The organism is Stagnihabitans sp. (genome assembly GCF_964946895.1).
This window is the reverse complement of record NZ_CBBQHX010000010.1, coordinates 119,629-140,141: the sequence shown is the minus strand read 5'-3', so window position 1 is coordinate 140,141 and position 20,513 is coordinate 119,629. Positions and strand designations below refer to the sequence as shown.

General features: G+C 64.9%; 29 protein-coding genes and 2 pseudogenes. 12 read left to right on the top strand and 19 right to left on the bottom strand.

The window, feature by feature from the left end; all coding sequences use genetic code 11:
* A partial coding sequence (locus AC1Y2B_RS09105) for an ornithine cyclodeaminase (RefSeq protein ID WP_482252762.1) occupies positions 1-679 on the bottom strand: 679 nt, incomplete at its 3' end.
* A 151-nt stretch (positions 680-830) separates the two neighbouring features.
* Here AC1Y2B_RS09105 and AC1Y2B_RS09100 point away from each other — a divergent pair.
* A complete protein-coding gene (locus AC1Y2B_RS09100; protein ID WP_482252761.1) occupies positions 831-1,256 on the top strand; it encodes an Lrp/AsnC family transcriptional regulator in 426 nt (141 codons plus the stop codon).
* A 134-nt stretch (positions 1,257-1,390) separates the two neighbouring features.
* Here AC1Y2B_RS09100 and AC1Y2B_RS09095 read toward each other — a convergent pair whose 3' ends face one another.
* Positions 1,391-2,353 carry a calcium-binding protein gene (locus tag AC1Y2B_RS09095; RefSeq protein WP_482252760.1) on the bottom strand — a complete coding sequence of 321 codons (963 nt, stop codon included), beginning with the start codon at positions 2,351-2,353 and terminating at the stop codon, positions 1,391-1,393.
* Between the two features lie 143 nt (positions 2,354-2,496).
* Positions 2,497-2,775 (bottom strand): DUF4242 domain-containing protein, encoded by a 279-nt coding sequence (locus AC1Y2B_RS09090; RefSeq protein WP_482252759.1) that lies wholly within the window; start codon positions 2,773-2,775, stop codon positions 2,497-2,499.
* A 163-nt stretch (positions 2,776-2,938) separates the two neighbouring features.
* Between AC1Y2B_RS09090 and AC1Y2B_RS09085 the strand changes: the two genes are divergently transcribed.
* The gene (locus AC1Y2B_RS09085) at positions 2,939-4,684 is read left to right on the top strand and encodes an AfsR/SARP family transcriptional regulator (RefSeq protein WP_482252758.1); all 1,746 of its coding nucleotides are present in this window, start codon (positions 2,939-2,941) and stop codon (positions 4,682-4,684) included.
* A gap of 80 nt (positions 4,685-4,764) precedes the next feature.
* On the opposite strand, the gene AC1Y2B_RS09080 is transcribed toward AC1Y2B_RS09085, so the two are convergent.
* Positions 4,765-5,115: a diacylglycerol kinase family protein gene (locus AC1Y2B_RS09080; protein WP_482252757.1), complete on the bottom strand. Its 351-nt coding sequence runs from the start codon at positions 5,113-5,115 to the stop codon at positions 4,765-4,767.
* Positions 5,116-5,122: 7 nt separating this feature from the next.
* Positions 5,123-5,680, bottom strand: a complete 558-nt coding sequence (locus AC1Y2B_RS09075) for a phosphatase PAP2 family protein (protein WP_482252756.1) — start codon at positions 5,678-5,680, stop codon at positions 5,123-5,125.
* Between the two features lie 32 nt (positions 5,681-5,712).
* Here AC1Y2B_RS09075 and AC1Y2B_RS09070 point away from each other — a divergent pair.
* The 7 genes and pseudogenes from AC1Y2B_RS09070 to AC1Y2B_RS09040 all read left to right on the top strand — a co-directional run.
* Positions 5,713-6,045 (top strand): annotated as a pseudogene (locus AC1Y2B_RS09070) (LLM class flavin-dependent oxidoreductase); the annotation flags it as partial.
* A 103-nt stretch (positions 6,046-6,148) separates the two neighbouring features.
* Positions 6,149-7,948 (top strand): amidohydrolase, encoded by a 1,800-nt coding sequence (locus tag AC1Y2B_RS09065; RefSeq protein WP_482252755.1) that lies wholly within the window; start codon positions 6,149-6,151, stop codon positions 7,946-7,948.
* On the top strand, positions 7,917-8,531 hold the full coding sequence (locus AC1Y2B_RS09060) for a GNAT family N-acetyltransferase (protein WP_482252754.1): 615 nt from the start codon (positions 7,917-7,919) through the stop codon (positions 8,529-8,531). Before AC1Y2B_RS09065 ends, AC1Y2B_RS09060 begins: the two co-directional genes overlap by 32 nt.
* A gap of 108 nt (positions 8,532-8,639) precedes the next feature.
* A complete protein-coding gene (locus AC1Y2B_RS09055) occupies positions 8,640-8,993 on the top strand; it encodes an ABC transporter permease (protein ID WP_482252753.1) in 354 nt (117 codons plus the stop codon).
* Complete coding sequence (locus AC1Y2B_RS09050; protein WP_482252752.1) at positions 8,902-9,417, top strand: ABC transporter permease subunit; 516 nt, start codon at positions 8,902-8,904, stop codon at positions 9,415-9,417. Before AC1Y2B_RS09055 ends, AC1Y2B_RS09050 begins: the two co-directional genes overlap by 92 nt.
* 63 nt (positions 9,418-9,480) lie before the next feature.
* Positions 9,481-9,789, top strand: a complete 309-nt coding sequence (locus AC1Y2B_RS09045; protein ID WP_482252751.1) for a hypothetical protein — start codon at positions 9,481-9,483, stop codon at positions 9,787-9,789.
* Between the two features lie 56 nt (positions 9,790-9,845).
* Complete coding sequence (locus AC1Y2B_RS09040) at positions 9,846-11,375, top strand: pyridoxal phosphate-dependent decarboxylase family protein (RefSeq protein WP_482252750.1); 1,530 nt, start codon at positions 9,846-9,848, stop codon at positions 11,373-11,375.
* Between the two features lie 136 nt (positions 11,376-11,511).
* Here AC1Y2B_RS09040 and AC1Y2B_RS09035 read toward each other — a convergent pair whose 3' ends face one another.
* From AC1Y2B_RS09035 to AC1Y2B_RS08995, 9 genes are all read right to left on the bottom strand, one after another.
* Positions 11,512-12,477, bottom strand: a complete 966-nt coding sequence (locus tag AC1Y2B_RS09035; RefSeq protein WP_482252749.1) for an ABC transporter permease — start codon at positions 12,475-12,477, stop codon at positions 11,512-11,514.
* Positions 12,428-13,288, bottom strand: coding sequence for an ATP-binding cassette domain-containing protein (locus AC1Y2B_RS09030; protein ID WP_482252748.1), 861 nt, complete (start codon positions 13,286-13,288; stop codon positions 12,428-12,430). Before AC1Y2B_RS09030 ends, AC1Y2B_RS09035 begins: the two co-directional genes overlap by 50 nt.
* Entirely contained in the window at positions 13,281-13,877 is a 597-nt protein-coding gene (locus AC1Y2B_RS09025) for an ATP-binding cassette domain-containing protein (protein WP_482252747.1), read from the bottom strand. Before AC1Y2B_RS09025 ends, AC1Y2B_RS09030 begins: the two co-directional genes overlap by 8 nt.
* Positions 13,878-13,994: 117 nt before the next feature.
* Positions 13,995-14,300: a hypothetical protein gene (locus AC1Y2B_RS09020; protein WP_482252746.1), complete on the bottom strand. Its 306-nt coding sequence runs from the start codon at positions 14,298-14,300 to the stop codon at positions 13,995-13,997.
* On the bottom strand, positions 14,297-14,509 hold the full coding sequence (locus AC1Y2B_RS09015) for a hypothetical protein (protein ID WP_482252745.1): 213 nt from the start codon (positions 14,507-14,509) through the stop codon (positions 14,297-14,299). Before AC1Y2B_RS09015 ends, AC1Y2B_RS09020 begins: the two co-directional genes overlap by 4 nt.
* A 15-nt stretch (positions 14,510-14,524) precedes the next feature.
* A complete protein-coding gene (locus tag AC1Y2B_RS09010) occupies positions 14,525-15,163 on the bottom strand; it encodes a substrate-binding domain-containing protein (RefSeq protein WP_482252744.1) in 639 nt (212 codons plus the stop codon).
* Between the two features lie 77 nt (positions 15,164-15,240).
* Positions 15,241-15,630 (bottom strand): alpha/beta fold hydrolase, encoded by a 390-nt coding sequence (locus AC1Y2B_RS09005; protein WP_482252743.1) that lies wholly within the window; start codon positions 15,628-15,630, stop codon positions 15,241-15,243.
* Between the two features lie 18 nt (positions 15,631-15,648).
* Positions 15,649-16,155 carry an alpha/beta fold hydrolase gene (locus AC1Y2B_RS09000; RefSeq protein WP_482252742.1) on the bottom strand — a complete coding sequence of 169 codons (507 nt, stop codon included), beginning with the start codon at positions 16,153-16,155 and terminating at the stop codon, positions 15,649-15,651.
* Positions 16,156-16,221: 66 nt separating this feature from the next.
* A complete protein-coding gene (locus AC1Y2B_RS08995; RefSeq protein ID WP_482252741.1) occupies positions 16,222-16,584 on the bottom strand; it encodes a hypothetical protein in 363 nt (120 codons plus the stop codon).
* 165 nt (positions 16,585-16,749) lie between these two features.
* On the opposite strand from AC1Y2B_RS08995, the gene AC1Y2B_RS08990 reads away from it, so the two are divergent.
* Genes AC1Y2B_RS08990 through AC1Y2B_RS08980 form a run of 3 tightly spaced genes read left to right on the top strand, consistent with a single transcriptional unit; the run spans position 16,750 to position 17,697 of the window.
* Complete coding sequence (locus tag AC1Y2B_RS08990; RefSeq protein ID WP_482252740.1) at positions 16,750-16,980, top strand: 3-keto-5-aminohexanoate cleavage protein; 231 nt, start codon at positions 16,750-16,752, stop codon at positions 16,978-16,980.
* The gene (locus tag AC1Y2B_RS08985) at positions 16,981-17,202 is read left to right on the top strand and encodes a hypothetical protein (protein ID WP_482252739.1); all 222 of its coding nucleotides are present in this window, start codon (positions 16,981-16,983) and stop codon (positions 17,200-17,202) included.
* 12 nt (positions 17,203-17,214) lie between these two features.
* Positions 17,215-17,697, top strand: coding sequence for a 3-keto-5-aminohexanoate cleavage protein (locus AC1Y2B_RS08980; RefSeq protein WP_482252738.1), 483 nt, complete (start codon positions 17,215-17,217; stop codon positions 17,695-17,697).
* Positions 17,698-17,824: 127 nt separating this feature from the next.
* Here AC1Y2B_RS08980 and AC1Y2B_RS08975 read toward each other — a convergent pair whose 3' ends face one another.
* The 5 genes and pseudogenes from AC1Y2B_RS08975 to AC1Y2B_RS08955 all read right to left on the bottom strand — a co-directional run bounded on the left by AC1Y2B_RS08975 (position 17,825) and on the right by AC1Y2B_RS08955 (position 20,455).
* Positions 17,825-18,106, bottom strand: coding sequence for an alpha/beta fold hydrolase (locus tag AC1Y2B_RS08975; protein WP_482252737.1), 282 nt, complete (start codon positions 18,104-18,106; stop codon positions 17,825-17,827).
* A complete protein-coding gene (locus tag AC1Y2B_RS08970; RefSeq protein WP_482252736.1) occupies positions 18,063-18,854 on the bottom strand; it encodes an alpha/beta fold hydrolase in 792 nt (263 codons plus the stop codon). Before AC1Y2B_RS08970 ends, AC1Y2B_RS08975 begins: the two co-directional genes overlap by 44 nt.
* Complete coding sequence (locus tag AC1Y2B_RS08965) at positions 18,809-19,633, bottom strand: alpha-ketoacid dehydrogenase subunit beta (protein ID WP_482252735.1); 825 nt, start codon at positions 19,631-19,633, stop codon at positions 18,809-18,811. Before AC1Y2B_RS08965 ends, AC1Y2B_RS08970 begins: the two co-directional genes overlap by 46 nt.
* A pseudogene (locus tag AC1Y2B_RS08960) lies at positions 19,630-20,036 on the bottom strand (thiamine pyrophosphate-dependent enzyme). The gene AC1Y2B_RS08965 and the pseudogene AC1Y2B_RS08960 overlap by 4 nt, the downstream one beginning before the upstream one ends.
* Before the next feature lie 59 nt (positions 20,037-20,095).
* Entirely contained in the window at positions 20,096-20,455 is a 360-nt protein-coding gene (locus AC1Y2B_RS08955) for a thiamine pyrophosphate-dependent enzyme (protein ID WP_482252734.1), read from the bottom strand.
* Positions 20,456-20,513 lie beyond the last annotated feature (58 nt).

Below are 20,513 nucleotides of genomic sequence, written 5' to 3'. Positions count from 1 at the left end.
GGCCCACCATGTTGTCAGTCAGGATGGTGGAATATTGCTTGTCGGCCGTGACGGTGGTGATGATCTGCGCGCCCTCGACCGCCGATTGGGCCGAGGGGCAGATCACAATCTCAAACCCCTTGCCGGCCAGATTGGCGGCGCATTTGGCAGTGGCCTTGGGGTCGATGTCGTAAAGCCGCAGACGGGTCACGCCAAGGACAGCCTTGAAGGCCAGCGCCTGAAACTCGGACTGTGCGCCGTTGCCGATGATGGCCATGGTGGAGGCCCCCTTCGGCGCCAGATACTTTGCCGCCACGACCGAGGTGGCCGCCGTGCGCAACGCGGTCAGGATCGTCATTTCCGACAAGAGCACCGGATAGCCGGTGTCGGCATTGGCCAGAACGCCAAAGGCCGTCACGGTCTGCAAGCCGTCCTTCATGTTCTTGGGATGCCCGTTCACATATTTGAACCCATAGGTCACGCCATCGGAGGTCGGCATCAGTTCGATCACACCATCGGTGGAATGCGAGGCGACGCGCGGGGTCTTGTCGAACATCTCCCAGCGGCGGAAGTCCTCTTCGACATAGGCGGCGAGTTCGACGAGGACGCGTTCGACGCCGATGCCGCGCACGATGCGCATCATGCGGTCAACGCTGACGAAGGGCACGAGGTTGAGGTTGACAGGGCGCTGGGCGGTCATCGGGGCGGCTTTCCACTGGGGCGATGCAGAAGGGATACGGGGAGGCGGGGTCAGTCCCAATCGCGTAGTCTTGCAAGAATTGTGCAGATTTCTGGCATTTTGCGTGGAGCTGTTGTACCTATTGCCAAAGCCCCAACGCCCGAGGCCTGCGATGCACACCTATGACCAGCTGGACCGCGACCTGATTGCCCTGTTGCGCCGCGATGGGCGGGCGCCGATGGCCAAGCTGGCCGATGTGCTGGGCGTCTCACGCGGGACGGTGCAGAACCGGATCGACCGGCTGCAGGATTCGGGCGCGCTGCTGGGCTTCACGGTGCGGGTGCGCGAGGATCTGGAGGAGGGCTCGGTCAAGGCCGTGATGCTGATCCAGGTGGCCGGGCATTCCACCGCGCAGATCATCCGCAAGCTGCGCGGCATCCCCGAACTTGTGGCGCTGCACACCACCAACGGCGCCTGGGATCTGGTGGCGCAGATCAACGCCGCCAGTCTGGCCGAGTTCGACCGGGTCTTGCGCAATGTGCGGGCGATTGACGGGGTGATGAACTCGGAAACCTGCATCCTGCTCAGCGCGGCCTGACCCGACCCTGGCGGCATCTGGTTCGACGCCCGCCCCGCCGCGCGTCGTAGCGACCCTGCGCGGCGCAAGGGAGGGTGCCGGCTGTCCTGCCGGACCACGGCAGGGTCAGCCCGGGACCGATCGGTGATGCCGTCTTACAGGATGAAATCCGTGTGATGCAGGATCACGCCCTCGACAATGATGCGGAGGTCGGGGGTGGCGTCGCCGGACAGGTTCGCCTCGACATAGGTGTCGGGGCCCACGACCCGAAGGTGCAGCTGGCCAAGGCCTGTGAAGGCGCCGTGCACCCATTGGAAGGCGTCATGCAAGCCACCGGGTATGGCATCCATCAGGTGCAGGTCGATCTTGTCGCCCTCGGCGGTCTTGAAATCGGTGATGCGGTCGCTGCCGCTGCGGGTGGCGGCGGAGTCGCCCGCCACGAGATAAAGAAACGCATCAGCCCCGGTGCCGCCGGTCAGAAGGTCCGCCCCGGCGCCGCCCACCAGACTGTCATTGCCCGCGCCACCGTCCAGGCTGTCAACGCCCTTGCCGCCCGCGATATGGTCATCGCCCCCGTTGCCCGCGATGCTGTCATTGCCGCCCAAGCCGTTGATCGTGTTGGAAATGGCCCCGCCCCAGATCAGATCATGCCCGGCGGTGCCGGTCAGGGTCCTGATCCGCGTGGCGACCTCGATGGCGGCAGCGGGCACGATGGAAAAGTCGAGCGGGTTCGGGTCTGACCCGCCATCGCCCCAACCGACGGTGCCTGCGGATTTCCAGAAGAAGGCGACGGATTCAGTGCCACCGAAGTTGTCGGGCTGGGTGGCGTGCCAGTCGGAATAGGCAAAGGCCTCGCCCGTGTCCCAGACCCAGCCACCGGCGGGCTCTGCGCTGCCCGGCAGTTGCGTCAGGCCGATCCACGGGCCGAAGTCCGAATTGGAGGGCGCATGAAAATACCAGAACTGCGGATCATGGGCCAGAAACCCGGTGATCAGGCTTTCTTCGGCGGCCGAGGTGATGACGGCCAGCGTGCCGCCATGCGCCACCGCCAGCGCGGCGGCGGCGTCATGGGTCAGACCGTTGGCAAAGCGCGAGAGGATATATTGTCCGATTGGCATGGCGTGCGTCCTGTCTGGGGCAACGCGGCCTGTTCCGCGTGCCGGTCCCAAGGGTCATCTTGCGCAGCGGCGATCGCGGCGCATCGGAGGGACCTGCCCATTTTGCGCCAGACACCTCCCCATTTTGGCGAAAGCCGGCAGGATCAGGAGGCGCGTGCGGTGCCCGGCCCGAAGGTCGTGGAAATCTCGGTGATGCTGTCGACCGGAAAGCCCCCTTCGGCGGCATGGCGGCGGATGGCTTCGGGGCTTTGGGCGGTGTGGACGCAGAACAGCTTGTCGCCCGCGACATAGGTGTGCTCCCAGACATAGGGCTCGCCCAGTCCGGCAACGACGGCGTTGGACTTGGTGGCGATGTCGCGCAGCTCGTCGGCGGTCAGGGTGTTGGCGCCGGGCACGGTGCGTTCGATCAGGTATTTCGGCATGTCAGTCTCCCTCAATCCGGTCCGTGAGTGGCCGGTCGAATCGCTTTTCCGATGAGCGCGTGTGCAGCACTGTGGGCGGGCGGCGGAGTGTGGTGCCGCGCGTCCCACGGCGGTGCACACGGCCCGACGGTGGAACGGGGCGGATACTGCCGGGAGATTTCAAATGTTGCGCATTCGATTGCTGGGAGTGCCCGCCATCACCGGGCCGGACGGCACGCCGCGCCCGGTGCGCGGGCATCAATCCTGGGCCGTGCTGGCGCGGGTGCTGCTGAGCGACCGACCGGTGTCGCGGCGCCAGATCGCGGCAGAGCTTTTTCCCGAAACGGTCGACCCTTTGGGTGCCCTGCGCTGGTGTCTTGCCGCCCTGCGGCGGGCCTTGGGCCCTGCGGCCCTGACCGGAGACCCATTGCTGGCGAATTTGCCCGAGGGCAGTCAGGTCGACGCCCTATCGATTGACACGCTGGCGCTGGACCCCTTGGCCTTGGGCGAACTGCTTGACGGCAGCGAGCCCGAGGCCTGCGGACCGGATTTCGCGACCTGGCTGTTGGTGGAGCGGGTCCGTATTGCCACCCGCATTGACGCGCGTCTGCGGTTGGACATTCAGGCCGCCCTGGTTTCGGGTGCGGCCGAACGCGCGCTGGCCCTGGCCCGTCACGCCGTGCAGCGCCAGCCCTTTGACGAGGGGCCCCATATCCTGCTGATCCGGGCGCTGGTCCTGTCGGGCAAGCCCGAGGCGGCCCGCGCCCATGCCGATCACGTTGATGCCGAATTCCTGCGCGAACTGGGCGAACCCGCCTCGACCGCGCTGCGCAGTGCGGCGCGGGTCGGGCTGGCCGATCCGCCCCCGGGGCCGGGACCTGCGACGGTGGTGGAGACCTTGCTGGAAGCGGGGAGTGCGGCTTTGGCGGTCGGGGCGGTGGATGCGGGTCTGGACTGCCTGCGCCGTGCGGCGGCCTTGGCCGAGGGGCTGAGGGACGATGCCCTGCGCGCCCGCTGTCTGGCCGAACTTGGCGCTGCGCTGGTGCATGCCGTGCGCGGTCAGGATGACGAGGGCGCCTTGCATCTGCGTCTGGCCGAAGAGCTGGCGCTGCGCAGCCAGAACCGCCCGGTCGCCTGCCGCGCCGTGCTGGAACTGTCCTATGCCGAGGCGCTGGCCGGACGCCGCCCCGATGCGCAGGCCTTGGCCCTGCGCGCCTTCGACCTGTCCGACGCGGACCCGGCCCGGCTGGCTGCGGCCCATGGCTTTGCGGGCTTCAATCTGGCCGACTGGGGCCAGTTCGACGCGGCGTTTGACCATTATGACCGCGCCATCGCCGCCGCCCGCACCAGCCAGATCCCCCGGCGCGAGACCTGGGTTCTGGCGCTTGGCGCCTGGGGCCAGTTGCGCGCCGGCCGGCTTGATCAGGCCGAAGCGTGGTCGCGCCAAGCGCTGTCGCTGTGCGACGCGACGCACTGGCTGTCGTTCCGCCCCTGGCCGGAAGCCGTGCTGGCCGAGGTGCAGTTGCAGACCGGTGCCAAGCCCGAGGCGCTGCGCGGCCGGCTTGACGCCACGCTTGCCATGTCCTGCCAGATCGGCGACCCCTGCTGGGAGGCCGCCGCCTGTCGTGTCATCGGCCTGTGCCACGAACAGGACGGCGCCACGGCACAGGCCCTGACCTGGCTGGAGCGCGGGATGCGGGCGCTGACCCGGGTGACCGATCCCTATGCGGCGCTGTTGACACGCATCCAGTATGACCGGACGCGGATCGCCGTCGCGGTGGATCCGCAGGGGGCGGATGGGTTGATCCGCGCGCTGTTGACCATGGCCGCGCGCAGCCATGCCGATGTCGAACTGCACGCCGGCATCGCCCTGCATGTCGCGGCGGGCTTTGGCCGCAAACGCCCGCCGGGTGGAGCGGGCGAGCGCTGATCCCGCAGGGGTGCCAGCCTTGGCCGGCGGTGAGACAAAGGCGTGCGGCGCAGAACCGGCGCCACCGGTTCGGGCCCGTGCTAGACATAGGGCAGGAACACCACCACCCCGACGACCGCCGCGCCAATCGCTGCAATCAAGACGCTGCCCGCCGCCAGATCCTTGGCATCCCGGGCCAGCGCGTTCCACTCGGGGCTGGCCAGATCGACGACACGTTCAAGCGCAGAGTTCATGGCCTCGGCGGCCAGAACGACGGCCATGCAGATGACCAGAAGCGCCCAGTCCACCGCAGAGATGCGCAGAACAAGCCCCAGAAGGATGACCATAGCCGCCGCCGTCAGGTGAATGCGGCCGTGGACCTCGGTCAACAGCACTCGGATGCCGCGCCCCGCATGGCGGAATGCGGCGGCACGTTGGGACAGACGGGACATCGCGCGCTCAGAAATGCTGGGTATAGGTCATGCCAACGCCATCGGTCGTCGGAAAGACCGCCACTTGGGCATCGGGCGTGGTGAAGACATGACCGAAGACCACACCGATCAGCGCCCCCGCCGCCACATCCTGCACGAAATGCTTCTTGGCCTCGACCCGGCCCAGCGCCGTCAGGGCCGCCGCCGCGTAGAAGACCGGCACCAGCGCCTTGTGTTGCGCCCCGTAGCGGATGTCGAAATAGGTCGCCGCCGCGAAAGCCAGAGAGGTGTGGGCCGAGGGGAAGCTGTCAATCCCCGAGCCATCGGGCCGCGTTTCGTGAATGACGGCCTTGAGGCCTTCGGACAGGGCCAGCGTGGCCGTCATGGCCTTGAGGAACTGGATCTGCCCGGTCTGGTCATGGGCGAGCAGGGTGTTCAACTCTGCCCCGCCCGCAAGGCCGAAGACCAAGGCGGTGGAGGCCTTGTCCCAAGCGCTTTTGGTGTCGGCGCGCGCCGATTGCGGCACCGCCAGTCCTGTCATGCAAAGCGCCAGCACACCGCCGGTCAGGGCATTCCTTATACGCATGCTTCACCCAATTCATTTGATCTGCCCGCATAGTGGAATATTGCCGACACTTGTCCAGTCTCTTTGTCGGACTGCGTCGTGCCGCACGTCTTCTTTGGCTTGGCCAATGCAGGGCCTTCGGCTTTGGGGTTCATCACACTCTGGACAAAAGCCCCGTGCTAGACGGCGCCGATGCACAGACGGCGCTGGACTTTGCGGTGGTGGCCGACCGCTTGGGCTGTCATCGCATCTGGTTTGCCGAACATCACGGCGCGCCCGGTCTGGCGAGTTCCGCGCCCGAGATCCTGACCGCCTGCGCCTTGGCGCGGACCCGTCGCATCCGGGTTGGCGCGGGCGGGGTGTTGTTGTGGCATTACAGCCCCGTCAAGGTGGCCGAAGCCGTCGGCCTGCTGTCTGCGCTGGCCCGAGGCCATATGGATCTGGGCCGGGTGGATCTGGGCCGGGTGGATCTGGGCCGGGTGGAACGTGGTGACCTCTCCCTTGGAAGGGTCGGCCAAGAACTACAGCCGGGCCCAGCATCCCGATCACGCCCTGCGCTATCAGATCGCGGAGGGGTATCTGGAGGTGACGCAAGGCCTTTGGGACAGCTGGGACGATGACGCCTTCGCCCGCAACCGCGCGACGGGGCGGTTCTTCGACACGGCCAAGCTGCACCGCCTGAACCACAAGGGCCGCTTCTTCGAGGTGGAAGGCCCGCTGAACATCGGGCGGTCAAAGCAGGGCCAGCCGGTGATTTTTCAGGCCGGGTCCTCGGATGCCGGGATCGGGCTTGCTGGCAAATTTGCCGATGCGGTGTTCACATATTCGCCCAATCTGAAAGAAACCTGCGCCTTTACCGAACAGGTCAAGATCTTCCCTGGCATTGCCCCCATCGCCGGCACCACCCGGGCCGAGGCAGAGGCGAAATATGACTTCATCCGCAACCTGCTGACGATTGACGAGGCTTTGGCCTACCTTGGCCGCTTCTTCGACCACCACGATTTCAGCCAGTACGACCTTGACGCGCCCTTCCCCGAACTGGAAGCGCGTGGCCGCTATGCGCGCGACATCCCGGTCACCCTGACGGCACCGTTGCAGGCCGCGCACGACTGGATCGCCCAAACGCTCGGCGACTTCATCTCGCTGCGCCATGACCTGCATCGGCATCCGGAACTGGCCTTTCACGAGGTCCGCACCGCGGCCCGCATCGCCGAACTGTTGGCGGAATGGGGGTTTGACGTGACCACCGGCATCGCAGAGACCGGAGTGGTCGGCCCGCTGCGCGCCGGGATCGGCCCGCGCGCCCTTGGCTTGCGCGCCGATTTCGACGCCTTGCCCATTCAGGAGCCCGCCAGCCTGCCCTTTGCCAGCGCCCCTCCCGGCGTCATGCATGCCTGCGGCCACGATGGGCACACCGCCATCCTGCTGGCCGCAGCCGGGCATCTGGCCGCCACCCGCGCCTTCGACGGCACCCTGCATCTGTTCTTCCAGCCTGCCGAGGAAATCGGCGGCGGCGCCCGCCGGATGCTGGCCGAGGGGCCGCTGAAACACTTCCCCGTCGACGCCATCTTCGGGCTGCACAATTGGCCCGGCGTGCCGGTCGGACAGTTCGGCTTTGTCGAAGGCCCTGCCATGGCCTCGATCGATCAGATCGACGTCACGGTGCACGGCAAGAGTGGCCACGGCGCGGCCCCGCATGAAACGGTCGATCCCATTGTGGCGGCGGCCCATGTCATCACGGCATTGCAAACGGTCGTTTCGCGCAATGTCGATCCCCTGGACATGGCGGTTGTTACCGTGGGCTCGATCCACGGCGGGCAAGCGTCCAACGTCATCCCCGACACGGTAGAGTTCAAGCTGACGCTGCGGTCTTATAGTCCGGCCGGGCGTGACTTGCTGCAGGGGCGTCTGCCGGCGCTGATTGCCTTGGTGATCGTGGGGCTGGGGGCCACGGCGGAAATTTCCCACCGCCGTGGCTTGCCCAGCGTGATCAACCATCCGGCCAAAACCCGGTTTGCCCGCGCGGTCGCGCTGGACCTGTTCGGCCCGCAAGGGGTGGACACGGCCTTCCGCCCGCGCACCGCCTCGGAGGATTTTGCCTTCTTTCTGGAACAGGTGCCGGGATCCTGCTTCTGTGTCGGCACCGGCCCCGGCGCCCCCTGCACAGCCCCGACGACCGCTTCAACGATGCCATCATCGCCCCCGCCGCTGCCCTGTGGGTGGCACTGGCCGAACGTTTTCGGACGGGAGACCCCGCATGACCGCGCACACCACCGACCTGATCCTTGAATCCAGCCCCCTTGACCCGCAGGCCAAACCGTTGGTCAAGGATCTGATCCGCGAATACGACAGCCGCTATGGCACGACCTTCAATGCCGAAGGGGCAAGGGCGGACCTTTACCGCTATCCGCCCGAGGCTTTTGCGCCACCCGTGGGCAACTTCCTGCTTTTGCTGCGCAATGGCGAAACCATCTGCGGCGGCGCCTTCATGCGCTATGACGATGAGCCGGCCGAGTTCAAACGGATCTGGACAAGGGCCGATCTGCGCCGCCAAGGCCTCGCCCGCCGCATCGTGGCAGCGCTGGAGGAAAAGGCCGCCGAACTTGGCTATTCCCGTGTCTATCTGACCACGGGCTTTCGCCAGCCCGAGGCGGTGGCGCTCTACATCGGCTTCGGCTATCGCCCGTTGTTTGATCCGCAGGTCAACCCCGAACATTGTCAATCGCTGCCCTTCGAAACGCACATTGGCGTCAAGCGGGGCCATCCCGGGACCTCGCCGCTTAAAGCGCGTGACCCGGATCTGGCGGCCACGCTGGCCCGGCTTCATGCCAGACCGGACCTGCGCCACTTTCACCCCGAGGCGCATCAATGACCGTTTCGTCAGAACTTCCCGACGCGCCGCTGCGCGTGCAGCGCCAGTTGGAGCGCGCTGCGACGCCAAGCGTCTATTCCGGCCTGCGGATCATCCCGGCCCGCTACCATGCCCGGCCCGCTGCCATACCCGGCCCGCTACCATACCCGGACAGCGGGCACGGTCATCGGGCTGATCTTGCTGGCGGCGGTGATCAACTTGACCTTGGGCAATCCGCGCTGGGGTTGGGATGTGTTTGCCCAGTGGTTCTTTGCCCCACCCGTGCTGGTCGGGCTGGGGCGGACCCTGCTGCTGACCGTGCTTGGCGCGATCTTCGGCTTTGCCATCGGCACGGTGGTGGCCTTAGCGCGGGTGTCTTCGCCCCCGGTTGGTGGCCACCGCATGGGGCTTCATCTGGCTGTTCCGCTCGATCTCGCTGGTGGTGCTGTTGTTGATCCTGAACAACCTTGGCTACCTGTATGATCGGGTGACCCTGGGGGTTCCCTTCACGCAGATCATCTTGTTTGACTATTCCACCACCGCGCTGATGACGCCATGGTCGGCTGGCGTTATCGGTCTGGCCCTGAACCTTGGTGCCTTCGCCGCCGAAGTGACAAGGGGCGGCATTCTGTCGGTGGATCAGGGCCAGCACGAGGCGGCCTCGGCCCTTGGTCTGCCCAAAGGCCATCAGGTCCGCCGCATCGTGCTGCCGCAAGCCATGCGGACCATCATCCCGACGGCGTGCAACGAAAACATCGGCTTGGCCAAGGGCACCCGTCAGGTCTACATCCTGGCGCTGCCGGAATTGTTCTACACGATCCAGATCATCTACCACCGCAATCTGGAGGTCGTGCTGATGCTGATGGTGGCCACGGTGAGGTATCGGATCATCTTGTCCGTGCTGTAGGTGGTGCAATACCACATCGAGCGTCACTTTGCGCGGGGCGCGTTGCGCACGCGGCCCCCCAATGTGTACCGCGTTATCCTGGACCGGCTGCGCCTTTATCCGCTGGCCGCCGATGCCCCGCAGGGCGAAAGGCGTGTGGTCTACGCGCCTGATCTGGTCGGCACCTGTGGCGAGATCATTGCCGCCTTGCGGGCCGATCCCATCGTGCCCATGGCTACCGAATTCCGGCTGGACCTGCCTTATGATTTTCCCCGCGCCGACTATGAGCAGATCCTGACGGATCTTCTGCCCATCGCCGCGGCCTTGGCGCAAGGGCGGCCTTGCCCGTCGCACCAGAGCGCCCGGACCCACGGCTTGGGGAACCAAACTTGATCCTGCGGCCAAGGTCCCTCATCCTGTTGGGACACGCAACGCAAGGGGAGGCCGCGATGGGCGATGCAGAGGATGGCGCGGACTTTGACCCTGGCCTTGGCCTTGGCATTGGCCCTGGACTGGACCCTGCGAATTGGGATGACTTCCGGGCAACGGCCCATCGCGTGCTGGACGCCTGCATCGACCGACTGGAATCCGCCCGGGATCTGCCGTGGCAGCCTACCCCGCCCGCGCTGGCCGCGGCCTACCGCCTTGATGGCACAGGCCATGGCGAAGCGGCGACGGCGGCGCGGATGACGGACGACATCATGCCCTATGCCACGGGCAACACCCATCCGGCATTTTTCGGCTGGGTCCATGGCACCGGACTTGCCTCGGGGCTGCTTAGCGAGATGGTGGCGGCCACGATGAACTCCAACTGCGGGGGCCGCGATCATGGCATGATCCATGTCGAACGTGCCGTGATCGACTGGACGCGTCAGGTGATGGGCTTTCCGCAAGGCGCAAGCGGGGTTCTGGTTTCGGGCACCTCGCAGGCCACCGTGATCGCCTTGGCCGCGGCGCGGACTTGGGCATTGGGACCCTCGCTGCGTGAGGAGGGGCTGAAGGGCCAGCCCCTGATCGCCTATGCCGGACAAGGCGCGCACAATGCCACCGTCAAGGCGCTGGAGCTTCTGGGGCTTGGCCGTCGCGCCCTGCATTTGGTGCCGGAAACTGATGCGGGGATGGATCTTGCCGCCCTGCGCGCCCGGATCACCGAGGACCGTGCCGCCGGATTGCGACCTTTCGCGGTGGTCGGGACAGCGGGTTCGGTCGACCTTGGCCGGTTCGACGACCTGAACGCCTTGGCGGACATCGCAGCGGCAGAGACGCTTTGGCTCCATGTGGACGGCGCCTTCGGGGCATGGACGCGGCTGGCCGCCATGCCCTGGCAGGCCCTGACCGACGGCATCGGGCGGGCGGTTTCCTTGGCCTGCGACTTTCACAAATGGATGTATGTGCCCTACGACTGCGGACTTGTCCTGATCCGCGACGCAGCCCTCCACCGCGCCACCTTCGCCGCCCGCCCGGCTTATCTGGAGGGACAATCCCTTGGTCTGGCCCTTGGTCTGGCCCTTGGTCTGGCCCTTGGTCTGGCCGGAGGCGAGCCGTGGTATTGCGACTATGGCGTTGACCTGTCGCGCGGCAATCGGGCCTTGAAGGTCTGGGCGGCGGTCGAGGCCTATGGGGCGGACCGGTTGGGGGCCGCGATCACCCGCAACTGCCAATTGGCGGCAGAGATGGCTGCGGCCATCGCCAGTGACCCGAAGATGCGACTGATGGCCCCGGTGATTTCCAACCTGTGCGTCTTCTCGGCGGATGGCAGTCTGCCGGCGGGGGCGCAGGCCGATCTGAACCGCCAGATTGCCCAAGAATTGCAGATGGCGGGAACAGCGGTCTTTTCCACGACCGCTGTCGGCGGGATCACTGTCTTGCGCGCCGCGATCACCAACCACCGAACCCGCAGCGCCGACATCCTGCGCGCTGTCGCGGGCGTTGCAGCCGCCCGCCAGACCCTGCAAGACACAGGCCGGGCGGCAGACTGAGCGCCACCAGCCGCTGTTGGCACCGGCTCGGTCGGAACAGATATGGGGTTTGATCGTCAGAAGGCGAATATATATCGACGGCCCGTCCGACGGCCCGTCCGACTGGCCGTCTTATGGCACCTGGCAGGCCCGCGCTTCAGGCCGCAGGTTTCTTGCCGAACGCTCCGGCGAGGAGGATGATGCCGCCGGCGACCATCATCTGTTCCGACACGTCAAGCCCCATGATGATCAGCCCATTGTTGATCGTGCCGATCAGGAGGGACCCCGCGAAGGTGCCAAGGATCGTGCCACGCCCGCCGAACAGGCTGGTGCCCCCCAGAATGACCGCGGCGATCGACATCAGCTCGGCCCCCTCACCGAAGTTGAAGCAGGCGGTTTGCATCATGCCGGTGTACAACACGCCCGACAGCGCCGCCGCCGCCCCTGACAGCAGAAAGGCTGCGAACTTGATCCGGCGGGTTTTGACGCCAGAATACTTTGCCGCCATCCGGTTGCCGCCGGTGGCCAGGAACTCGCGTCCGAAGCCGGTGTACTTCAGCACGACGAAGCCAAGCAGCGCCACCACGACAGACCAGATCAGCAGGGACGGGATACCGAAGACGCTGCCAGACCCGAAAATCATGTTGCAGGTCTTGTTCGAGATGGCAATCGGGTTGGTATAGGTCACCCGCATGTCGAGACCGCGGACGAATTGCATCATGCCAAGGGTCACCAGGAACGAGGGGATCCCGATGGTGGTCACGAAGAACCCGTTCAGGCATCTCACGAACAGACCCGACGCCAGGGCCGCGACAACCGCCACGGGCCAGGCAAAACCCGCCTGCATCAGCAGCCCAAGGGTCAGCGCCGACAGCGCCGCCGTCGATCCGACCGAAAGGTCAAGCTCGCCCGCCGAGATCACGAAGGTCATCGCCACCGCGATCATCGCCGTCGTTCGGGCGATGTTGAAGAGGTTCATCACCGACAGGAACCCCTTGTCGCCGATGGTCAGGCTGAAGAACGCCAGCACCACGGCAAAGACGATGTAGACGACGTCATTCTGCAATTGAATCTTAGGCAGCGCCGCGCTGGGGCGCAGAGTGGCTGTGGCCTTGGATTGCATGGTGAAGTTCCTCCTCTGTCGCCACGTCGTGACGGTTCATACTTTTCGCGATGCGTCCGCCATGCAGCACCAGGATGCGGTCACTGATCACCATGAGTTCCTCCAGTTCGGACGAGATCACCAGCACGGCCATGCCTTTGTCAGCCATGGCGCGGACCGTCTCGACGATCTCGGACTGGGCGCCGATGTCGACGCCGATGGTGGGTTCATCGAGGATCAGCAGGCGGGGCACACGGGCCAGCCACTTGCCGATCACGATCTTCTGCTGATTGCCGCCAGACAGCAGGCGCGCGAGTTTGTCAGGTCCATCGGTCTTGATCGCCAGATCGCGGATGGTTCGGGTGACCGTCTGCAGGGCCGCGCTGTCTTGCACGAACAGGTGGCGGGTGAACCGGTCAAGCTTGGGCAGGATGATGTTGTCCCGCACCGAATGACCCAGCACCAGGCCGAACTTGCGGCGGTCTTCGGGCACCAGCGCCATGCCGCGGTCGATGGCATCGGCCTGACTGGTCACGGGCTTGCCGTCAAAGATCACCTCTCCGGATATGGCGCGGCGGCGGCCGAACAGGGTCTCGGCAATCTCGGTCCGGCCTGACCCCATCAGCCCGGCAAGGCCGACGATCTCGCCCTTGCGGATGTCAAAGCTGACGTACGCGATCCGTTTGGCCAGCCGCAGGTTGCGGACCTGCATCAGGGGCTTGGCGGTTTCGGGAACGTTGCGGTCCTGCCAGACGAACGAAGAGGCATGGCCCGCACCCAGCATCGCCTCGACGATCCGCGCGACCGACAGGTTGGCGCAATTTTCAGTCATCACCGTCGCGCATCACGGTGACGCGGTCGCAGAGCGTGAGGATCTCTGCCATGCGGTGCGAGATATAGACGATGGAGATTCCGCTGGCGCGCAGCCGGTTCACCAGTTCGAAGAGGGGGGAGGTTTCGGCCTCGGACAGGGACGAGGTCGGCTTTTCCATCATCAGGATCCTGGCCTTCTTCGACAGAGCCTTGGCGATCTCGACAATCTGCATGTAGCCCGCGCTCAGGCCACCGACGAGGGCATTGGGGTCAATGTCGACCCCCAACTCCTCAAGGATCACCCGGGCGCGGCGCACCATTTCACCGCCCTTGATGAAGGGGGTGCCGGGAAAGCGTGGTTCGTGCTTGAGAAGGATGTTCTGCGCGACGGTCAGCGTCGGCACCAGCGAGAATTCCTGAAAGATCATCGCCACGCCCGCCCGTTCGGCAGCCGCGGTATCGTGAAGTTCAACCGGCTTGCCCTCGATCATCACGGTGCCGCTGTCGCGGGTGTAGACCCCGGTCAGGATCTTCATCAGCGTCGATTTGCCAGCGCCATTGCCGCCCATCAGGGGATGCACTTCGCCTTTGCTGAGGGTGAAGCCCACCCGCTACAACACAGGGATGGTGCCGAAGGATTTGCAGATGTCCGTCATCTGAAGGATCAAGGTCATGGCGAGGGTTCCTTGGGAAAGAGGCGCAGCCGAAACCGCGCCCCGCTGCGATCAGTTGGACAGGGCGCTGGCCATGTCGGCAGGCAGATCCACCCGGTAGATGGTCTTGCAGGGATCAGCCAAGTTGCTGCGTTCCACCTTCAGCGGCGGCACGACGATGTAGGGCGGGGTTGTCTTGCCAATCAGGGTCAGGGCGCCGGTCTTGGCTTCGGCAACACCTTGGTCATAGGGGCGCTGCGACGAGATGCCGGCGATGAAGCCGTTCTGCGCCATGTTGCCCGCAACGATCTGGTCAAGGTTCTCGTTGACGATCTTGAAGGTGTCGGGCGTGCGGCCTGCCTTGGTGGCCGAGGTCACAGCCCCCATCGCCGGGATTGACCACGAGGCATAGAGCCGTCGAGGTTCGGATAGCGCGCCAGCAGGCCGTCAGCCACTTCCTGACCCTTGTTGGGGTTGTTGTGGCCCGCGGCGGCGATCACGTGCAGGTCGGGGTACTTGGCCATGATGCGGGCGATGAAGCCTTCATAGCGCAGATTGGTCACGTAGAAGTCATTGGCATAGTACATCGCCGCGACATTGCCCTAGCCGTGCTGCGCATCGGCCAGCTCGTCGGCCAGATACATGCCCAGTTCGAGGTTGTCCGACGAGATGATCGAGGCATAGTCCTTGCCCGCCTTCATGTCATCGACCGCTTGGTCGATGAACACGACCTTGGTGCCCGCCGCCGCGATCTTCTGATAGGCGGAAGCGGTGGTTTGACCGTTCAGGGGGGGCGAGACCAGAAGGCTCGGCTTCAGGACCGAGATGGCGTCAAGGTCGGAGATTTGCTTGGCGTCGTCCCAGTTGGCGTTGGTTTCGGCAACGACCTTGATCCCCATGGATTCAAAGGTTTCCGTCAGGCCGATCAATTGCTGGCTGGCCCAGTCATCGCCCATCCAGCCCATCGAGATCGCAACCGTGAAATTGGCCGCCTTGACCTTTGCCGGCTGCTCGTCCGTCAGCTTCAGGTTGGCGGCGGGGAAGCCCGCAGCGCCATCCTGGCCATCCGAAACGACGACGCCTTCCAGGTTGTCCATCGCGGCGAATTTCTTCGTCTTGTCGGACGGTGCCTTGTACCACAGCGGATGCTGGATATCGGCGGCGATGTCGGCAAACGCAAAGCCCGGCAGCAGGGCAACGGTCATCGCAAGGGCTGCGCGTTTGAAGTTCAGATGTTTCATCGTCTCTCCTCCAGTTTTTGTATGTGACAGGGCCTCCTCTCTCCTGAGGCCTGCCGGTTTCGTCGATCTTGGTGGTTTCAGGGTCGGTTCAGCATGAACTCCCGCAGGGTCTGGGCCAGACGGTCGGGCATCTCCAGGGCGAGGCTGTGACCACATTCCTGAAAGACTTCCGAACGTTCGACTCCGTCAGACATCTTCTCCATCTGATCACGCACCAGTTCACCGAAGAATTCCGGCGCGCCGATGGTCAGGATCGGAAGGGTCAGCTTGGACTGCATGAGGTCCTTGTTGATGCGGGCGTTCTTCATGCCGGCACGGTAGGTTTCTAGACAGCCGCGCAGGCCGCCGGGGGCGGACAGGCGGGCGATCCATTCGTCGATCGCTTCGTTGGTGATGGCGTTGGGGTTCCAGGTTTCGGCCTTGATCCAGAACTCCCAGAACTCGCGCTCGCGCCCGGTGATCAGCATTTCGGGCAGGTGGGGGATTCAGAAGAACGGGATGTGCCAGACCCAGACACCCTTGAGGTTGAACTGCGCGGACACGTTCTCGGGCGTGAAGTTCGACCAGTCTTCAAGGCCCTCGCCCGACAGCAGCATTTCCGAGAAGGACAGCGTCTTGACCCGCGCCCGTTCGGTGGCGGCCAGCGCATAAGCGAATTCCGCGCCGCGATCTTCGCCGTGCAGGTGGAAGCTGTCGTGGCCCAGATGGGTCATCAGCGCGGCCATGTCCTTGGCATTGGTCAGGCTGTCATAGCCCTTTTCGGCAGGCGGCTTGTCGGTATCGCCAAAGCCACGCAGGTCGGGTGCCACGACACGGAAATAGGGGGTCAGCAAGGGTATCAGCTTGTACCAGTAGAAATGGGTCTTCGGCGTGCCATGCCGCAGCAAAAGCGGCTCTCCCTGCCCGGCCGTGACATAATGCATGCGGATTCCGTTGACCCGGGCCAGACCATGCGAGACCGGCGCGCCCGTGTGATCGAAAATTTCTGCCATGGTCGGACCTCCCCTGCGCCATATGAACTTTTCTTATGTGTTGTTAACTTTTGTTCTTTACATATATCAAAACCGTTTTGCGATTGTGCGCTGTCGGTTGGGTGCCCCCTGCCAAGTCAAACCAAAGAAAACGGAAATTCTGCGTTGAGGCGGCGGCAAAGCCGCCCAATCGCCCGCCAGGAAAACCCGCACAAACGAATCACGCTTGATATTTTTGCTCAGACCCGAGGGCGGGACGATGCTGGCCCTGCGGTCACCGCCCTTGGGCGGACGCGCGGTATCGCATCCGGTATCGACGGCGTGTTCTTTAGCGAGATCGTGGGAAACGGAGCGCCGCAGCGTGACGCCCGCAAAGTCCTGAACGATCCGGCTTGGCTGAACAATTGGATCGCCAACCCGCCCCCCTCCGACGGCCGTCACATTGGCCAACCGGATCTGCCAAACATCAAGCGTGCATGACAATTGTTCGCCGATATGCCTGCGGAGCGGCCGATCCTGACGAGGAAGTACCCGATCACCGCCACTTGGCGCGGTTCAAATACGTGCCGGCGCCGCAACCTTCAGCCACATCGTGACATAAGAAAGGAGGATACCATGGCCACGCGCCTCGACCGTTTCGCCGATATGACGCCCCAATGGGACGAACCTGTGATGATCGAATCCCACCAGAACGGGGTTCGCACCAAACAGATGAACCCCAACACCCCCGTCACCTATGACGCGCTCTACGAAGACGCGCTGCGCTGCTGGGATGCCGGGGCCACGGCGATCCACGAGCACGATTCCGATTTTGACCTGCAGGGCAAGGCGGCCTTCGACGACTAGATGAAGGTCTGGGATCGTATCCTGAAGGTGCGGCCGGACATGATCTGGTATCCCACCACCTGCAACAACAACCTCGTGGCCCCGGGCGATTGCAGGTTGGAGCATGTCGACTACCTGAACAAATACGCCAACGTCCAGATCGCCGTGGTTGATACCGGCATCGACCAGTTCGTCATCGACGAGGATGCGGAGGGTTATTACCTGGGCCGCGCCGATGGCTAGGATCGGACCCAGGTGGCGGCTCAGGTGAAGTTCTGCCGCGCGCGTGACATCGCGATGATCTGGGGTGTCAATGAACCCGGCCACCTGCGCGTCGCCCGCCACTATGTGGACCGCGGCGTGTTCAACACCGGCACCAACTGGGATTTCTACTTCGTCGGCAAATACGGCCTGACGAGCACCAAGCAGATCGGCACCTGCGGAATGGAGCCGTCGCTGGAGAGCCTGTATTGCGACCTCGACATGATCTCGAAGGCCAAGCACAAGCTGCCGTGGTTCATCTCGATCTGGGGTGAGGGCGACTATGACTACCGCCCGCTGATCCGCCGCACCATCGAACTGGGCGGCCATGTGAAGACCGGGCTGGAGTTGCACTATTCGCCCCACCGCAACCCGACAAACCTTGACCTGCTGCAAGAGGTACAAGAGATCGCGCGCGAGGTCGACCGCCCCATCGCCACCCATGCAGATGCCCGACGGATCTACAACATCAAGTAAGGTGGCCTGATGGTTTGAAGGCCGCTCGCAGCGCGGAGGCCTGTTGCTTTCGGCGGTGCCACTCGGCTTTTGGCGCAAAGGAAAACCCGGGGCGCATGGCCCGGGGTTTCCAGGTCTTGGGATGTCGTCAGCCGATGTGGCGCTGAATCAGGCTTGCCACGGTCTGGGGGTCTTCAATGTGGGGCACGTGCCCTACGCCGCGCAGAAGGTGCAGCGCCACAGTGCCGGGGGCGGCAAGCGCCTGTTTCCACGGCAGGATATGATCCTCTCGCCCCCAGATCATCGCGGTGGGGGCCGACAGACGCTTCAACGCGGCGGTCAGGTCGAAACCCTGAACGCCATCGGGGAAAAGGGTCTGGGCAAGCTCAACCTGCGCGGCCCGCAGGTCGCGATCGTTGCGCGACAGCATCGCAGCACGGGCGGATATCGGTCAGGCCCAACGCCAGCGCGCCGCCCAGCGAGTGGCCAAGCACATGGACCGGACCGTCCACATGGGCGTCGAAGACCTGCACCATACTGCGCAAAAGCTCGCCAAAGTCGCGGATCGCGCGGCGGGGGGAGCGGCCGTGGCTTGGCAGGTCCACCCGGATCAGGGGCAGATCGCGCGGCAAGGCACGCTCCAGTGGCGCCCAGCCGGCAGAGTCGGCGGCAAAACCGTGGATCAAAACCAGCGGCGTCCCGGTGCCGGGGCGGGTCTTCACGCTCAACGCGCCAGCCTGCGCAACGACGGGGGCGGGCATCTGGGCCACGGGGGCCGGCGCGACCGGGACGGGCGCGGGCGCTGCCGCCGGGGTTTTCAGGCGGGGGAGTTCCCGTTCCACATCCTGCTTCTGGATGCGCTGACGCGGGCCGGAGCCGATCAGCGTCTCCAAGGCAATTGCCGCGTCCCGTGCCAGACGGCGGGCAACTGGCGTGGCGCGCAGGCCATCGGGTTCGGAGACGGGCTCCGCCTTCGGCGCGGCGGGTTGCGCGGCGGCACGCTCGGCCTTGGCCGCTTCGGGTTGCGGCGCGGACGGAGAAGCCACCGGCACCGGAGAAGCCCCAACAGCCTCGCCCTCGGCATAAAGGAAGGCCACTGGAGCGCCCACGGCCACGCTTTGGCCCACGCTGGCTAGGATATGGTGCAGGCGGCCGGTTGCCGGCGCCTCGACCTCCATCGCGGCCTTGTCGGGTTCGATGTCGAACAGGGGGCACCCCTGGTCACCAGTGCGCCTTCCGCCACATGCCAGACCGCCAGCTTGGTCGCAGCCTCCATTGCGCGGTGCACCATGATGGCGCTGGCGACGATGGTCAGATCCTTGCCGGGGCGCACGATGGCGGCCTTGCCGATGGGGGTGGTGTAATAGCCTTCCGGCACCTGCCCCTTCATCTTGTAGAGGAGCTTATGTTCAAAGACGATGACCGGATCGGGATCCTCCGGCGCCGCCAGCAGCAGCCCTTTTGCGTCAGCCGGGTTGGACGGTTGCACGACCTTCAAGCCCGGCACATGGCCAAACCACGCCTCAAACGGCTGCGAATGTTGCGCGGCCGCCCCGGTGCCCGAGCCGGAGGGCATCCGGAACACCACCGGCACCGCCGCCTCACCGCCGAGCATGTAGCGCAACTTGGCCGCCTGGTTGACGATCTGCTTCATGGTGAACGCCGCGAAGTCCGAGAACTGGAATTCGAAGATCGGTTTCAGGCCCGTCAGTGCAGCTCCAACAGCCACCCCTGCCCTGCCCAATTCGGAAATCGGCGTGTCCATCACCCGGTCCGCGCCAAAGCGCTCCACCAGATCGCCGGTGACCTGAAACGCCCCGCCATAGACGCCGATATCCTCACCCATCAGGATCACGGTCTTGTCGCGTTCAAGGGCAATGGCCATCGCATCGCGGATGGCTTCGGCATAGCTCATCTCGCGGGTTTGCGTGCCCGCAATCGTGGTCTGCGCGTTCATGGCCGCACCTCTGCATGGACAAACCTGGTAACATCAGTGATCTGCGGGGCGGGAGAGGCGCGGGCGAAGTCCACTCCGGCGGCGACTTCCGCCACCACCTCGTCCTGGACCCTGACCGCCTCGGCCTCAGTCAGGATGCCGTGGGTGATCAGCTGGTCCTGAAAGCGGGCGATGGGGTCTTTGGCGATCCAGCCCTCTATCTCGTCCTTGGTGCGATAGCGGTTGCGGTCGGATTTCGAATGGCCACGCCAGCGGTAGGTGAGGTTTTCAACCAGCGACGGCCCCTCGCCTCGGCCAAGGCCGAGAAGTCGTTGCCGTCCACGGTGATGCCGGGCATTGCGTAAGCGGCAGCCCGTTCCGAGATGTGCTTGACGGCGGTGGCCCGTTCAATCGAGGTCGACATGCCGTACTTCTTGTTTTCTCAAACGAAAACCACCGGCAGCTTCCAGACGGCAGCCATGTTCAGGGCTCGTGGAAAGCGCCCTCGTTTTTGGCGCCGTCGCCGAAGAAGCAAAGGGTGACGTCATCGCGGCCGAAGCGTTTGGCGGTCAAAGCCGCCCCCACGGCGATGGGAAGACCACCGCCGACGATGCCGTTGGCGCCAAGGTTGCCGGTTTTCACAGCGGCGATATGCATCGACCCGCCGCGCCCGTGGCAATAGCCGGTTTCCTTGCCGAAGAACTCGGCAAACATCCGGCCCACTTCCGCGCCCTTGGCGATGCAATGGCCGTGGCCGCGGTGGGTGGAGGTGATCTTGTCGTTGTCCGTCAACTCCATGCAGGAGGCCACGGCCGAGGCCTCTTGCCCGATGGACAGGTGCATGGTGCCGTGGATCAGGCCACGGGTGTAGCTGTCTTCCGCGCCCTATTCGAAGCGGCGG

Coding starts and splice junctions, on each gene's coding strand:
- AC1Y2B_RS09080 (WP_482252757.1), bottom strand. CDS start 5,115: ATGTCCCGTCTGTCCCAACGTGCCGCCGCATTCCGCCATGCGGGGCGC.
- AC1Y2B_RS09030 (WP_482252748.1), bottom strand. CDS start 13,288: ATGACTGAAAATTGCGCCAACCTGTCGGTCGCGCGGATCGTCGAGGCG.
- AC1Y2B_RS08955 (WP_482252734.1), bottom strand. CDS start 20,455: ATGCACCTGTCCATCGGGCAAGAGGCCTCGGCCGTGGCCTCCTGCATG.
- AC1Y2B_RS08965 (WP_482252735.1), bottom strand. CDS start 19,633: ATGAACGCGCAGACCACGATTGCGGGCACGCAAACCCGCGAGATGAGC.
- AC1Y2B_RS08970 (WP_482252736.1), bottom strand. CDS start 18,854: ATGGAGGTCGAGGCGCCGGCAACCGGCCGCCTGCACCATATCCTAGCC.
- AC1Y2B_RS09090 (WP_482252759.1), bottom strand. CDS start 2,775: ATGCCGAAATACCTGATCGAACGCACCGTGCCCGGCGCCAACACCCTG.
- AC1Y2B_RS09000 (WP_482252742.1), bottom strand. CDS start 16,155: ATGGCAGAAATTTTCGATCACACGGGCGCGCCGGTCTCGCATGGTCTG.
- AC1Y2B_RS09010 (WP_482252744.1), bottom strand. CDS start 15,163: ATGAAACATCTGAACTTCAAACGCGCAGCCCTTGCGATGACCGTTGCC.
- AC1Y2B_RS09095 (WP_482252760.1), bottom strand. CDS start 2,353: ATGCCAATCGGACAATATATCCTCTCGCGCTTTGCCAACGGTCTGACC.
- AC1Y2B_RS09085 (WP_482252758.1), top strand. CDS start 2,939: ATGTTGCGCATTCGATTGCTGGGAGTGCCCGCCATCACCGGGCCGGAC.
- AC1Y2B_RS09055 (WP_482252753.1), top strand. CDS start 8,640: ATGCCCGGCCCGCTGCCATACCCGGCCCGCTACCATACCCGGACAGCG.
- AC1Y2B_RS08985 (WP_482252739.1), top strand. CDS start 16,981: ATGAAGGTCTGGGATCGTATCCTGAAGGTGCGGCCGGACATGATCTGG.
- AC1Y2B_RS09005 (WP_482252743.1), bottom strand. CDS start 15,630: ATGCTGATCACCGGGCGCGAGCGCGAGTTCTGGGAGTTCTGGATCAAG.
- AC1Y2B_RS09040 (WP_482252750.1), top strand. CDS start 9,846: ATGGGCGATGCAGAGGATGGCGCGGACTTTGACCCTGGCCTTGGCCTT.
- AC1Y2B_RS09075 (WP_482252756.1), bottom strand. CDS start 5,680: ATGCGTATAAGGAATGCCCTGACCGGCGGTGTGCTGGCGCTTTGCATG.
- AC1Y2B_RS09100 (WP_482252761.1), top strand. CDS start 831: ATGCACACCTATGACCAGCTGGACCGCGACCTGATTGCCCTGTTGCGC.
- AC1Y2B_RS09015 (WP_482252745.1), bottom strand. CDS start 14,509: ATGTACTATGCCAATGACTTCTACGTGACCAATCTGCGCTATGAAGGC.
- AC1Y2B_RS09035 (WP_482252749.1), bottom strand. CDS start 12,477: ATGCAATCCAAGGCCACAGCCACTCTGCGCCCCAGCGCGGCGCTGCCT.
- AC1Y2B_RS08975 (WP_482252737.1), bottom strand. CDS start 18,106: ATGCTGTCGCGCAACGATCGCGACCTGCGGGCCGCGCAGGTTGAGCTT.
- AC1Y2B_RS08990 (WP_482252740.1), top strand. CDS start 16,750: ATGGCCACGCGCCTCGACCGTTTCGCCGATATGACGCCCCAATGGGAC.
- AC1Y2B_RS09060 (WP_482252754.1), top strand. CDS start 7,917: ATGACCGCGCACACCACCGACCTGATCCTTGAATCCAGCCCCCTTGAC.